This is a genomic window from Marinovum sp. PR37 (genome assembly GCF_028807375.1).
GTDB lineage: Bacteria > Pseudomonadota > Alphaproteobacteria > Rhodobacterales > Rhodobacteraceae > Marinovum > Marinovum algicola.
Genome location: NZ_JARAML010000007.1, coordinates 26,578 through 40,367, shown reverse-complemented (window position 1 = coordinate 40,367; position 13,790 = coordinate 26,578). Strand labels below are relative to the sequence as shown.

The 13,790-nt window shown below is 64.8% G+C and carries 13 protein-coding genes; 11 read left to right on the top strand and 2 right to left on the bottom strand.

From position 1 onward, the window contains the following. Window positions 1–9: 9 nt before the first annotated feature. From nikC to PVW49_RS07995, 10 genes are all read left to right on the top strand, one after another. Window positions 10–915: a nickel transporter permease gene (nikC, locus tag PVW49_RS08040; RefSeq protein ID WP_274590293.1), complete on the top strand. Its 906-nt coding sequence runs from the start codon at window positions 10–12 to the stop codon at window positions 913–915. Further along, on the top strand, window positions 912–1,745 hold the full coding sequence (locus PVW49_RS08035) for an ABC transporter ATP-binding protein (RefSeq protein WP_074837156.1): 834 nt from the start codon (window positions 912–914) through the stop codon (window positions 1,743–1,745). Before nikC ends, PVW49_RS08035 begins: the two co-directional genes overlap by 4 nt. After that, a complete protein-coding gene (locus PVW49_RS08030) occupies window positions 1,742–2,494 on the top strand; it encodes an ABC transporter ATP-binding protein (protein WP_074837155.1) in 753 nt (250 codons plus the stop codon). The genes PVW49_RS08035 and PVW49_RS08030 overlap by 4 nt, the downstream gene beginning before the upstream one ends. Next, complete coding sequence (locus PVW49_RS08025) at window positions 2,494–2,982, top strand: GAF domain-containing protein (protein WP_274590292.1); 489 nt, start codon at window positions 2,494–2,496, stop codon at window positions 2,980–2,982. The genes PVW49_RS08030 and PVW49_RS08025 overlap by 1 nt, the downstream gene beginning before the upstream one ends. Window positions 2,983–3,433: 451 nt before the next feature. Further along, on the top strand, window positions 3,434–4,159 hold the full coding sequence (locus PVW49_RS08020; RefSeq protein WP_048534927.1) for a ribonuclease activity regulator RraA: 726 nt from the start codon (window positions 3,434–3,436) through the stop codon (window positions 4,157–4,159). A gap of 1 nt (window position 4,160) precedes the next feature. After that, window positions 4,161–5,681: an aldehyde dehydrogenase (NADP(+)) gene (locus PVW49_RS08015; protein ID WP_274590291.1), complete on the top strand. Its 1,521-nt coding sequence runs from the start codon at window positions 4,161–4,163 to the stop codon at window positions 5,679–5,681. Between the two features lie 606 nt (window positions 5,682–6,287). Continuing rightward, the gene (locus PVW49_RS08010; protein ID WP_074837151.1) at window positions 6,288–7,253 is read left to right on the top strand and encodes a Bug family tripartite tricarboxylate transporter substrate binding protein; all 966 of its coding nucleotides are present in this window, start codon (window positions 6,288–6,290) and stop codon (window positions 7,251–7,253) included. A 103-nt stretch (window positions 7,254–7,356) separates the two neighbouring features. Beyond that, window positions 7,357–7,806: a tripartite tricarboxylate transporter TctB family protein gene (locus PVW49_RS08005; RefSeq protein WP_048534933.1), complete on the top strand. Its 450-nt coding sequence runs from the start codon at window positions 7,357–7,359 to the stop codon at window positions 7,804–7,806. Between the two features lie 3 nt (window positions 7,807–7,809). Further along, on the top strand, window positions 7,810–9,336 hold the full coding sequence (locus tag PVW49_RS08000; protein ID WP_274590290.1) for a tripartite tricarboxylate transporter permease: 1,527 nt from the start codon (window positions 7,810–7,812) through the stop codon (window positions 9,334–9,336). A gap of 175 nt (window positions 9,337–9,511) precedes the next feature. Beyond that, window positions 9,512–10,213 (top strand): FadR/GntR family transcriptional regulator, encoded by a 702-nt coding sequence (locus PVW49_RS07995; RefSeq protein ID WP_048535123.1) that lies wholly within the window; start codon window positions 9,512–9,514, stop codon window positions 10,211–10,213. 148 nt (window positions 10,214–10,361) lie between these two features. Here the strand turns inward: PVW49_RS07995 and PVW49_RS07990 are convergent, their stop codons facing one another. After that, window positions 10,362–11,390 (bottom strand): GlxA family transcriptional regulator, encoded by a 1,029-nt coding sequence (locus tag PVW49_RS07990; protein WP_274590289.1) that lies wholly within the window; start codon window positions 11,388–11,390, stop codon window positions 10,362–10,364. 147 nt (window positions 11,391–11,537) lie between these two features. After that, window positions 11,538–12,764, bottom strand: coding sequence for a urate hydroxylase PuuD (locus tag PVW49_RS07985; protein WP_048534936.1), 1,227 nt, complete (start codon window positions 12,762–12,764; stop codon window positions 11,538–11,540). 100 nt (window positions 12,765–12,864) lie between these two features. Between PVW49_RS07985 and PVW49_RS07980 the strand changes: the two genes are divergently transcribed. Then, window positions 12,865–13,782, top strand: coding sequence for a LysR family transcriptional regulator (locus PVW49_RS07980; protein WP_048534937.1), 918 nt, complete (start codon window positions 12,865–12,867; stop codon window positions 13,780–13,782). The last annotated feature ends 8 nt before the right edge of the window (window positions 13,783–13,790 follow it).

The window sequence follows — 13,790 nt, the reverse complement described above, 5'->3', positions numbered from 1 at the left end:
GAGGCCCGCATGACCACCGCAAGACATTGGCTGCTCGGCGAGTCTCCGGCCTCGAGATTGCAGGCCAACTTGGGCCATGCCTACCGCATGGCGCTGCAACTGGCGCGCAATCCGCTGGCGATGGTGGGGGCCTTCATCCTCCTGCTGCTGATCCTCGCGGCGCTTTTTGCGCCCTGGATCGCACCCTACAGCCCGCTGGGCCAGAACCTCGAGGCGCGGCTCTTGCCGCCCTCGGCGCAGCACTGGATGGGCACCGACGAGCTGGGCCGCGACATCTTCAGCCGGGTGATCTATGGCGCCCGCATCACCCTGACCATCGTGGCGCTGGTGGCGGTGATCTCGGCGCCGCTGGGGCTCTTGATCGGTGCCATCTCGGGCTATTTCGGCGGCTGGACCGACAAGCTGCTGATGGGGGTGACCGATGTCTTCCTGTCGATGCCCAAGCTGATCCTGGCGCTGGCCTTTGTCGCCGCGCTCGGGCCGGGGATCGAAAACGCGATCATCGCCATCGCCATCACGTCCTGGCCGGCCTATGCCCGGATCGCCCGGGCCGAGACGCTGACCTTCCGCAACTCCGAGTTCATCTCGGCCACCCGGCTGCTGGGCGCCTCGCATGCACGGATCATCACCCGCCACGTGCTGCCGCTCTGCACCTCGTCGATGATCGTGCGGGTGACGCTCGACATGGCAGGCATCATCCTGACCGCCGCGGGTCTCGGCTTTCTCGGGCTGGGCGCGCAGCCGCCGCTGCCGGAATGGGGCGCGATGATCTCGCGCGGGCGGACCTTCATCCTTGATCAATGGTGGGTGGCGACCATGCCGGGCTTTGCCATCATCGTGGTTTCGCTGGGCTTCTGCTTCCTCGGTGACGGGCTGCGCGATGTGCTCGATCCCAAGCAGGGGGGCAAGTCATGAGCCCGCTTCTCGATGTCAGGAACCTGCGGGTCAGCTTTCCGACGCCGCAAGGCCGGGCCGAGGTGGTCAAGGGGCTGTCGTTCACCCTCGGCCGCGAACGTCTTGGCATCGTCGGCGAAAGCGGCTCGGGCAAGTCGATGACCGGCCGCGCCATCCTGCGGCTGATCCGCACGCCGGGCCGGCAGGAGGCGGATCGGCTGGCGTTTGACGGCATCGACCTGACAACGCTGTCCGAACGGCGGATGCGCGATCTGCGCGGCGCGCGGATCTCGATGATCATGCAGGATCCCAAGTTCTCGCTGAACCCGGTGATGACCGTGGGCGCGCAGATCGCCGAGGCGCTGCTGACGCATGAGACACTGGCGCGCCGCGACGTGCAGGCGCGGGTGATCGAGATGCTGCACGCGGTACGCATCAACGATCCCGAGCGGGTGACCGGGCTTTATCCGCATGAGGTTTCCGGCGGCATGGGCCAGCGCATCATGATCGCGATGATGCTGATTCCGCAGCCCGACCTGCTGATCGCCGATGAGCCGACCTCGGCGCTGGATGTCTCGGTGCAGGCGCAGGTGCTCGACCTGATCGACGAGCTGGTGCGCGACAAGGGCATGGGGCTGATCCTGATCTCGCACGACCTGCAATTGGTGGCGCGCTATTGCGACCGCATCCTGGTGATGCATGCCGGCCAGGTGGTCGAGAGCTGCGCCGCCGCCGATTTGCACAAAGCGCGCCACCCCTACACCCGGGGGCTGCTGGCGGCGGTGCCCCGGATGGAAGAAACCCGCGACGAGCTGCCGGTGCTCGACCGCAGCGCATGGAGCGGCACATGAGCGCGATTTCCCTCAAGAACCTCGATATCTCCTACGGGCCGACCAAGGTGGTGCAGGGAGTCGATATCGAGGTTGCCGAAGGCGAGAGCTTTGCGCTGGTGGGCGAGAGCGGTTCCGGCAAATCCACCGTGCTCAAGGCGATTGCCGGGCTGGCCCCGGAATGGACCGGCGAAATCAGCGTGCTGGGCCAGCCGCGCGGCCACATGGTGGATCACGGATTTGCCCGCCGCTGCCAGATGGTGTTCCAGGACCCCTATGCCTCGCTGCATCCGCGCAAGACGGTGGATGCGGTGCTGTCCGAGCCATTGCAGGTGCAGGGCATCGGCAACCGCGGCCGCCGCGTGGTCGAGATGCTGGCCGCCGTCGGGCTGGACACGCGCTTCCGCTTCCGCTTTCCGCACCAGCTCTCGGGCGGGCAGCGCCAGCGGGTGGCCATCGCCCGGGCGCTGATGCTGGAGCCGCGGGTGATGCTGCTCGACGAGCCGACTTCGGCGCTGGATGTCTCGGTTCAGGCCGAGATCCTCAACCTGCTGAAACGGCTGCGCCGCGAACAGGGGCTGACCTATCTGCTGGTCACCCACAACCTACCGGTGGTGAGCTTCATGTGCGACCGCATGGCGGTGATGAACAAGGGCCGCATCGTCGAGATCGCCCCGGCGACCGCGCTGCACGACGGCAGCTTTCAGGATCCCTATACGCAATCCCTCTATGCCGCCTCGGGTGGCAATCCAGATCGCAAGGACATTTGATGACCGAGACCAAGACCGCCCTGCGTGCCTTCGAGGATGCGCTGTCCGGGGCCGTGACCGAAACCCAGGCCTTTGACGCGCTCTGCGCCCTGACCAAGGCCACGGTGGGCGCCAAGCTCTTTACCGTGATGACCGCCGACATGCAGGCGATGCTCGCGCGCCGCGCCTATACCGACGACCCGGAGAATTATCCGACCTCCGGCACCAAGGAGATCACGCTCAACCCCTGGTTCGAGCAGGTGCACGGCCGCCGCGAGAGCTTTGTCGCCAATACGCTGGCCGATATCGACGCGGTCTTCCCGGATGCCGAGCTGATCGGCCGGCTGGGTTGCGCCTCGGTGGTCAACCTCCCGGTGATCCTCGGCGGAGAGCTGGTAGCCACGGTCAACATCCTGCATGAAGAGGGCTATTACACGCCCGAACGGGTGACGCAGGCCGAAGAACTGTTGCGCCTGCCGGCGATGGCGGCGATGGCCCTGTCGCGCTAAGGCCCCGGCACCCCAGACCAGACCGATTTTTCCCCGGCCGCAGGCAACAACGGCCGGTTTTTTCATGTCTGCATCAGCGCGATGATTTCGTAATCTGTAAATTCTGTGCGCTGATTTCCGCGAAAATCACCATCTGTCGTCAAATTTGTGAAGTTTTCCATTACTAATATTGACACATTTCCGGCCAAAGTATACTAATCCTGTTAACTTTGGCGGAGGGAGTTTGGAGGGGGCGATCTGCTGACTCTTCTGAAAATCGGAGTGCGGTCGAGCCGCTGAACGCCACCGGCGTTTGGTGGCCGGTGCGGTTGCCCGACGGGCGGGCCGATCTGCGTCCGGCGCCGGTTCGCGGCGCCCGACGGCCGCGCAGCGCCGGGGCTGCCTGCCGCCGCTGGGGCGGGCCGAAGTCACGATAACCAGGGCTGCTACCAGCCACACGATAGGAATGACCATGAGCGATTACATCTTGTCCAGCGAGACACGTGACAAATTCAAAAGGGTATCCACGGCCTCCGTTGCCACGGCGCTCTACAAGCGGGGATTGCGCAACCAGTTCGTGCAGGGCGTCGTGCCGGTCGAACGCAAGCCGGTGACCATGGTCGGCCAGGCCTTCACCCTGCGCTATATCCCGGCGCGGGAAGACCGCAATCCGCTTACCGTGTTCCGTGACCGCGACCACAAGCAGCGGGTGGCGGTCGAGGCCTGCCCCGAGGGTCATGTGCTGGTGATGGATGCCCGCAAGGACAGCCGCGCCGCCACCGCCGGATCGATCCTGGTCACCCGGCTGCAAAAGCGCGGCGTCGCGGGGGTGGTGTCGGATGGCGGGGTGCGTGATGCGATGGGCATCGGCGCGCTCGAGATACCGGCCTATTTTGCCTGCCCCTCGGCGCCGACCAACCTGACGTTGCACGAGGCGATCGACATCAATGTGCCGATTTCCTGCGGCGACGCGCCGGTCTTTCCGGGCGACGTGATGCTGGGCGACGGCGATGGTGTGATGGTGATCCCGGCGCATCTGGCGGAAGAGATCGCCGAGGAGTGCACCGGCATGGAATCCTACGAGGATTTCGTTCTGGAACAGGTCAACGAAGGGGCCGCGATCATCGGCCTCTATCCGGCGACCGACGAAGACAACCTAGTGAAATATAGCGCATGGCGCGAACGGACAGGACGATAACATGACTTTTACGCCCCACGGAGATCACTGGATCGCAGGCAAGCGCGTCGGCGCGGCGGCGCGGTTCTCCTCCGCTCCGGCCAGCGGCAGCACCTTTGAGTTTTCGGCCGGCACGCCCGAGCTGGTGGCCGAGGCCTGCGCGGCGGCCGAGGCCGCCTTTGCCGGATTTGCCGCCACCAGCCGCGAGGCCCGGGCGCGGCTTCTGACCACCATCGCCGACGAGATCGACGCCCGCGGCGCGCAGATCACCGAAATCGGCAGCGCCGAAACCGGCCTGCCCGCGGCACGGCTCGAGGGCGAGCGCGGCCGGACCACCGGCCAGCTGCGGCTGTTTGCCGAGCATGTCCTGAACGGCGATTACCTCGACCGCCGCCACGACGCGGCCCTGCCCGAGCGTCAGCCCCTGCCGCGCCCGGATCTGCGGATGATGCAGCGCCCGGTCGGCCCGGTGGCGGTCTTCGGCGCCTCCAACTTCCCGCTCGCCTTTTCCACCGCCGGCGGCGACACCGCCGCCGCGCTGGCCGCCGGCTGTCCGGTGGTCGTCAAGGGCCATGGCGCGCACCCCGGCACCGGTGAAGTCGTCGCGGATGCCATCGTCGCGGCGCTGGACACGCTCGGAATGGACGCGGGCATCTTCAGCCTTGTCCAGGGCGGCAGCCGCGCCGTGGGCGAGGCACTGGTGACGGACCCCCGGATCAAGGCGGTCGGTTTCACCGGCAGTCTCGGCGGCGGACGGGCGCTCTTTGACCTCTGCGCCGCGCGCCCCGAGCCGATCCCGTTCTTCGGCGAACTGGGCAGCGTCAATCCGATGTTCGTTCTGCCGCAAGCGGCCTCGACCCGAGGCGTGGAGCTGGGGACCGGCTGGGCCGGAAGCCTGACCATGGGGGTCGGTCAGTTCTGCACCAATCCCGGCATTGCCATCGTGATCGACGGGCCGGAGGCGGATGCCTTCGTGCAATCGGCGACCGAGGGACTGAAGGCGGTTGCCGCCCAGACCATGCTGACCGATGGCATGGCCGCGGCCTATCGCGACGGCGCCCGCCGGGTGGCCGAAGGCGCCGGCGTCAAATCCCTGCTGAGCACCGCCTGCGAGGGCCGCGCGGCTGCGCCTTACCTGTTCGAGGTGTCCGCTGGCGACTGGCTCGAGAACGAGGCGCTGTCGGAAGAGGTCTTTGGCCCGCTCGGGCTGGTGATCCGGGTGGCGGACGCCGCGCAGATGACACAGGTCGCGCAGAGCTTCAAAGGGCAGCTGACCGCGACGCTTCAGATGGAGGCCGAAGACATCGAGCTGGCGCGCGCGCTGTTGCCGCTGCTCGAGCGCATGGCCGGCCGGGTTCTGGCCAATGGTTTCCCCACCGGGGTCGAGGTCTGCGACGCCATGGTGCACGGCGGGCCGTACCCGGCCAGCACCAACTTTGGCGCAACCTCCGTCGGCACGCTGTCGATTCGCCGTTTCCTGCGGCCGGTGTGTTACCAGAACCTCCCCGACGAGCTCCTCCCGGCCGATCTTGTGAAGGTCTGACCTTCTCCCGGATCGGTACCTCATGGCCCGCCGCCGCGTTCCGATGCGGTTGGCGGGCCATTTTTGTTTCGCGCCGTCACATCGCGGGGCCTGATCCGAGGCGCTCCGCAGGTCCGGCCTTACAGATCTTGTCAACAGGCGTCCCAATCGCCAAAGACCTGTCAGGTTTCGTCTATATTTGTCGCTAAAGTAGACAGATTTTGCAAGAAATGCGTAAAAATTGCGGATAATTAGTAACTTTTTCCGTTGATTTGTAAAAAGCTATTCAGTAATGTGACTCAAGCCTCCTGGAGCGTCCGGTCTGATCCGGCGACACTCCGAGGCGGCCCCGGCTGGGTAATATATGGGAGGGTGTTATCAGTCGCATCGGGAGCGTGGCGCAAGCCCGCTTCGAGAGGCGCAAGGTCCGGCACGGCGATGACATATGTCGCGCCCTGTCGATGCCGCAGCGCGCACGTGAGGTCGGACCGACAGTCCGGTTTTGCGCCCCCACCAAAGACAAAACCGAAACCGCACTGGCGAGGCCTTCGCGTCGTCAGGCCAATCGGTGCATTCAAACGGCCAGATTTATCTGGATGACGACATCTGTGAAGGAGGAACAGGTCTATGATTTCCCAAAGCCTGAAAAGCAAACTCGCGCTGGCACTTGGTGCCTGTATCATTGGCACATCGGTCGCTGCGGCGGATTTCCCCACCCGGGACATTCGCCTGATCGTGCCCTGGCCCGCAGGCGGTGGCGCCGATGCGATCTCGCGCAAGATCAGCAACATCGCCGAGCAGGATCTGCCGAAGTCGATCTATGTGGAAAACATCGCCGGCGCCGTGACGGCCACCGGCCTGATCCAGATGACCAGTGCGCGCCCCGATGGCCACACCGTCGGCGTGCTGACCTATGACAGCGTCATCACCCTGCCGCGCGGTCAGATGGTGCCGGGCTATTCGCTCGACAACATGACGCCGATCGCCCGCATCACCTCCGAGGCCGATGCGATCGTCGTGTCCAAGCACACCGGCATCAACACCTTCGAGGAACTGGTCGAACGGGCCAAGGCAAACCCCGGCACCGTCACGCTCGGCGTGGCGCCCAAGGGCTCGGGCCCGTATCTCTCGGCGATGCAACTGGAAAAGCTGCTGGACGTCGATTTCAACGTCATCACCTATGCCGGCTCGTCGAGTGCCGAAGCCGAAGCGCTGCTCTCGGGCGAGCTTGACGCGGCGATCTCCTCGCTGGGCGATTTCAGCGGCATCCTGTCGTCGGGCGACGCCAAGGGCGTGGTCGAGCTGACCTCGGTGCAGAACGCCACCTATACCGACGTTCCGACGCTGAAATCCAAGGGTTATGACCTTCAGACCGGCAGCTTCATCGTGCTCGCGGCCCCCGCGAACACCCCCGATGACGCGATCGACACGCTCGAGACGACCTTCAAGGCCGCCTATGACAGCGCCGAGTTCCAGGACTGGCTGGCACAGGTCGGTGTGACCGCCGACTGGCTGGGGTCTGACGAGGTCGTCAGCTGGATCGATGCGCTTCAGGACAAGACCTTCACACTCATGGACGAGCTGAACCTGTAAGCCACGCCCATCATGTCTCCGGTCCCCGGCCGGAGACATGCCCGGCCGGCGGCGCAAGCCTCCGGCCCTTCCGATTTTACCACACCCATCGCGGGAGAAGACGATGCTCTTAAACAGACACCTGGTATTTCTCTATGTCACTCTGGCAGTGTCTGTCGGATATTTCATTTCGGCCCTGAGCCTCGGTGCGCCGACCTCCGATGGCGGTCTGACGCCATCGTTCTTTCCCATCCTGGTGGGCGGCGCGGCCATCGTCTTTGCCGGCATCCTGATCGTTCAGAAACTGCGCGAAGGCGCCGATGCCGCCGCGACCGAGGGGCCGCGCAGCTATACCCATCTCTGGGTCGGTGCGGCGATTTTTGCCTATATCGTCGCCTTCAAGCCGCTGGGGTACTTCCTCTCGTCGGGCCTCTTCGTCTTTGCGCTGATCGTGATCTTCTCGTCTTTCGAAAAGCTTGTGATCAAGGCCGCCATCTCCGCGGTCATCACCGGCGTCGCCTATGTCATGTTCCAGCAATTGTTCGGGGTTCGCCTCCCGACGCTGTGGGGGTAACTCATGGATTTCATTCTTCTTGTCATCAACAGCTTCTCCCTGCTGCTCGATCCGTTCAATCTGACCTACGTGATCCTCGGCTTCGTGATCGGCACCATCTTTGCCGCCATTCCCGGGCTGACCGCGACCTTGGCGATGGCGCTTCTGCTGCCCCTGACCTACACGCTCAACGTCGAGACCGCGCTGATGGCCTGCGCCAGCATCTACATGGCCGGCATGTGCGGCGGCTCGATCACCGCCACCACCATCAACATTCCCGGCGCGCCCTCGTCGATGATGACCGCGCTCGACGGCTATCCGATGCAGCAGCAGGGCAAGGGCGCATTGGCGCTGGGTCATGCGGCGCTGGGCTCGATGTTCGGCGGCGCGGTCGGCGCACTGCTGCTGATCGCGGTCGCGCCCTTCGTGGCCGAGCTGTCGCTTCTGGTGAAGACCACCGGCAAATTCTCTCTCCTGGCATTCGCGCTGATCGTCGTGGTGATCGCGCAGCGCGGCCGCATTCCGCAGGCCGGTCTGGCCGCCTGTATCGGGCTGATGCTGGCCACCGTCGGGCTTGACGCGATGGAGCCGATCACCCGCTTCACCTATGGCTATTCCAACCTGACCGCGGGGATCGATCTGATGCCGGTTATCATCGGCACCTTCGCCATTGCCGAGGTGCTGATGCAAGCCGCCTCGTCGCGCGATATCAGCGCCGCCGCAGCGGCCGCCGAGAAGGTCAGGATCAGGCGCCGCGATTTCCTGCCGCCGCTCTCTGACATCCGCAAGATCGGCTTTGGTTGTTACTTCAAGTCCTGCCTGATCGGCTATTTCGTCGGCACGCTGCCGGGGGCGGGGGGGTCGATGGGCTCTTTCCTCGCCTATACCGAGGCGGTGCGCACCTCGGACGCGCCCGAGAGCTTCGGCAAGGGCAACCCCAAGGGCATCGCCGCCTCGGAAAGCGCCAACAACGCGGTCTGCGGCGGGGCGATGGTGCCGATGCTGACCTTCGGCATCCCCGGCGATCCGATCACCGCGATCATGCTGGGCGTGCTGGTGATCAACGGCATCCAGCCGGGGCCGCAGCTGATGTCGGATCAGGCCGGTCTGATCGCGCCGATGCTGGCCGCGCTGCTGTTTTCCGCCGTGGTGCTCATTCCTCTGACGCTCTACCTGATCGGGCCGTATTTCATCCGCATCGTCTCGGTGCGCAAGGACGTGCTTTATGCCGTCATTGCCCTTCTGGCCGTGGTGGGCAGCTATGTCGCGACCTATTCCGCCTTTCAGATGTTCATGGCGCTTGGCATGGGTGTGCTGGCCTTCTACCTGCGGCGCAACGGCTTTCCGGTGATCACCATGCTGCTGGGTTATATCCTCGGGCCCAACCTGGAGGAGTTCCTGCGCCGCTCGCTGGCGCTGTCCAACGGCGATCCGACGACCTTCTTCACCAATCCCGACAGCCTGTTCTTTGTCGTGCTGACGCTGGTCTTTGTCTACTTCCTGGTGATCCGCAAACCGGCCGACAAGCCGGCGCCGGCAGAGGCCGGGTAAGGCGCGTCCGCGTCAAGGCCGTCTCCGGGACCGCAGGGTTAGCGTTTCGGGGGCGGCACCGGACATGCGGTTTGGCAGGGACAGGCCGTTACAACCGGGCGCCGGTGTCTTATAAGGGACATCCGGCGCCTGCCCGGTGTAGACTCGTGTCAAACCCAAGCCAAAGGAGACCATGTTGTCAGAGACCCGGCGCCCCTCACTGGCGGATCAAGTCTACGACCAGCTACTGGCCAAGATCCTCGAAGAGGAATATCCGGTCCACAGCCGGTTGCCCGCAGAAGAGCTCCTGGCCCAGACCTTCGGCGTGTCTCGCCCGATTGTGCGCGCGGCACTGTCGCGGCTGCGCGATGACGGGATCGTCCAGTCGCGCCGTGGATCGGGCAGCTATGTACTGCGGCGGCCCGACCGGCAATTGATCAGCTTTGTGCCGCTGGACTCGGTGTCGGATGTGCAGCGCTGTTACGAATTCCGCATCGATGTCGAAGGCGCGGCGGCGGCCTGGGCGGCGCGGCGACGCGATGACGAGGATCTGGCGGCGATGGATCAGGCCTACCGCGAGATGGAGCAGACCTATGCGCAGAATGCGCTCGGCGTCGAGGCGGACCAGAAGCTGCACCTGGCCATTGCGCGGGCCTCGAAAAACCCGTTCTTTGCCTCGGTGCTCGAATCCCTCGGCGAACAGATCGGCTTTGGCGTCAAGCTCTCGCGGTCGCTGACGCTGCTCGACACCCCGGGGCGCCAGGATCTGGTGCTGGCCGAACACCGCGCCGTGCTCGAGGCGATCCGCCTACAGCAGCCCGAGGTCGCGGCGGCCACCATGCGCCACCACATCACCGCCGCCAAAGACCGGATGTTTGTCGGCACCCAGGATCCCTAGGGTCTGCACTCAACAAGATGGTTCCCGGTCTGGTGTTTCTGTGGATCAAGATGTGCAGGAGGGCATCTTGATGAGCAGTCTTTTCTGGTTGGACGACAAGAGTTGGGCGCGGATCGAACCGTTGCTGCCCTGCGCGGAGCGGCGGTGGTCATTTCTTGCCGCGTTTGCCGTAAGGCGTCTGCCCGAAGCGGGCCTTGTAGTGCCGCGCCAGCAGGGCGACATCGCTGAACCCGGTGGCCAGCGCGATTTCCATCACGCTCATGTCGGTCTCGGCCAGCAGCGAATGCGCCCGGTCGAGGCGGATGTTGCGATAGGTGGTGGCGGGGGATTCCTTCAGGAACAGGCGGAACAGCCGCTCCAGTTGGCGCCGCGAAATTCCGGCATTCTCGGCCAACCCGTCAAGCGTCAGCGGCTCTTCGATATGAGCATACATCGATCTGAGCACATGCAGCAGCCGGGCGTTGCGCGAGCTGATCGCCTTGGCGATGGATGAGCGCTGTTCGCGGTCGGGCGCGGGTGCGGGGGCGTTCAGGCACATGTCGGCGACAGCGATGGCAAAGTCCCGGCCGTAATCCGCGGCGATGATGTCGACCATCATGTCGGTGGCGGCCGATCCGCCACCACAGGTCAGCAGCGTTCCGTCCCTTTCCACCCGCGTGCTGCTTGGCTCGAGGTCGGGAAAGGCCTCGGTGAACCCCGGCTGGTTCTCCCAGTGCAGGGTGAACCGCTTGCCGTCCAGCAGGCCGGCCCGTGCCAGCGTGGCGGCGCCGGTACAGATGCCGCCGACCGCGCCGCCAAAGCGGCTGTGCTTGCGGATCGCGGCCAGGGCACGGTCCGTGGCGACCTCGGTGCCGCGATTGCCGGAGCAGACAAACAGGTGCACTCCCGGGTCGAGCGCCTCGAGACCGGCCTGCGCCGAGATCTCCAGCCCGGCAGAGGCGGGCACCGGCTGGCCGTCCTCGGACAGCACGAGCCAGCCGTAAAGCGGCTTGCCGGCGAGTTGATTGGCAATCCTGAGCGGATCGATGGCCGAGCTGAAAGCCAGAAGCGTGAACTCGGGCAACAGCAGAAACCCGAACCACCGTGTGGGTCCGGGCCGGTCGATCGGATAGCTGAACGCGCCTTCGGGGATCAGCGCCAGGCGGTCCCTGGCTGCGGCGCGCGGTTTTTCTGGCATCGGAACCTGCCGTGGTAAGTCGTGCCGACATGCGGCCAGCCGGTTGCGGAGGCACCCGCCCGCACCGCGGCGGGATCGGGTCGATCCGCCAGGTTCGGCGCGGCCGGGGCGCGTCAAGTGAATACGCTTGCGCCCCGGTGTTCAACCCTAAAGGCCGTCGCGATACCAGGCAACGAGGGTCCGGCGGTCCGCCTCATCCATCTGGATCGCGTTGGGCGGCGGCATGGCGTGGCTGACCCCGGCTTGCAGAAAGACCTGCTGCGCATTGCGCGCGACATCGGCCTCGGTTTCCAGAAAGATCCCCTTGGGCGCCCAATGCAGCCCCTCCCAGACCGGCTCTCGCGCGTGGCACATCGAGCAATTGCCGACCACGGTGTCATAGGCCTCGGCGAAGCCTTCGGCCGAGGCGAACTTCTGCTCGTAGGGGGTTAGCGCCCGGGCCTGGGATTCCTCGTAGCTGTCCATGCTGGGCACGATCGACAGCCAGGCGATGACCAGCATGATGATCACGGTGACCGCCCAGGTCCAATGCGGGCCCTTGCCGGTGCGGTGCATGGTGTTGAAGTAGTGCCGGATGGTGACACCGGTCAGAAAGATCAGGCTGGCAATGATCCAGGCGTACTCGGTGGCAAAGGCCAGCGGGTAGTGGTTGGACAGCATCAGGAAGACGACCGGCAGCGTCAGATAGTTGTTGTGGGTCGAGCGCAGCTTGGCGATCTTGCCGTATTTGGCGTCCGGGGTGCGGCCTTCCTTGAGGTCGTTCACCACGATGCGCTGGTTCGGCATGATCTGGAAGAACACATTGGCGGTCATGATCGTCGCGGTAAAGGCGCCGAGGTGCAGCAGCGCCGCGCGGCCGGTGAAAATCTGGTTGTAGCCCCAGGACATCGCCACGAGGATGGCAAACAGCAGCAGCATCAGCAGCGTCGGAGTTTCGCCCAGCTTGGACTTGCAGAGGAAGTCATAGGCAATCCAGCCGATGGTGAGCGAGCCGCCGGAAATCAGGATCGCCTGCCACAGCGACAGATCGGCCTTGGTCGGATCGATCAGAAAGAGCTCGCCGCCGACCCAATAGATGATCATCAACAGCACGGCGCCCGACAGCCAGGTCGAATAGCTCTGCCATTTGTGCCAAGTCAGATGCTCGGGCATCTCGGCCGGCGCCACGAGGTATTTGACGGTGTGATAGAAGCCGCCGCCATGCACCTCCCATTCCTCGCCATGCGCGCCGTCGGGCAGGTTCGGATTGGGCTTCAGCATCAGGTCGAGCGCCACGAAGTAGAACGAGGCGCCGATCCAGGCCATCGCGGTGATGATGTGGAGCCATCGCACAGAAAAGGCGATCCAGTCCCAAATGATTGCCAAGTCATACATGGCGGTTCTCCCAAGATTCGTGTTCGCAGCCAGACTAGCGGACCGGCGTTTGTTCTGGTATTGCCGTGAAACACCAAGCAGTCTCAAAGAAAAACGAACAATGTCCTATTTCGACAGTATCCGCACCTTTGTTCGCGTCTACGAATTGGGCAGCATGTCCGCCGCCGGGCGCGATCTGAGGATTTCTCCGGCGGTGACTTCGGCGCGGATCGCGCAGCTCGAGGAACATCTCGGCGTGCGGCTGTTTCAGCGCACCACCCGGTCGCTGAACCCGACGGAACAGGGCAAGTCCTTCTATCGGGGGGCGATCGAGATCCTCGAGGCGGTGGAAAATGCCGAGGCGCAGATCGTCGACATGACCGAGAACCTCAAGGGGTCGCTTTACGTAGCGGCGCCGCTTGGTGTGGGACGCAGGTTGATCGCGCCGGAGGTGCCCGATTTTCTGACTGAATATCCCGAGGTCAGCGTCCGCCTGCGGCTGACCGACCGCAAGGTCGATCTCACCACCGAGGGGCTCGATCTGGCCTTCTTTCTCGGCCAGCCGGAAGACAGCAATCTGCGGATCCGAAAGATCGCCGATGTCGAACGCATTCTCTGCGCCGCTCCGTCTTATGTGGACCGGCGCGGCATGCCGGCGAATGGTCAGGAGATCCTGGCGCAGGGGCATGAATGCCTCAACCTGCGGTTTCCCGGCGCGGCCGAGTTCCAGTGGCGACTGATGACCGCGACCGGGCCCGAGCGCTTTCCGGTCAAGGGCCGGTACGAATCCGATGATGGCGATGTGCTGACCGATTGGGCGCTGGCGGGGCAGGGCATCGTGATGAAGCCGATCTTCGAGATCGCGCATCACCTGAAATCGGGCGCGCTGGTGCCCGTGGCCACCGACACCCCGCCGGAGCCGGTGCAGATGGCCTGTCTGTTCACCCACCGGCGGCGGCAGGATCCCAAGACCCGGCTGTTCATGGATTTCATCATCGACCGGATCGGGGCGACCGTGCGCGAGGCCGCCCAGGGATGATCGGGGGG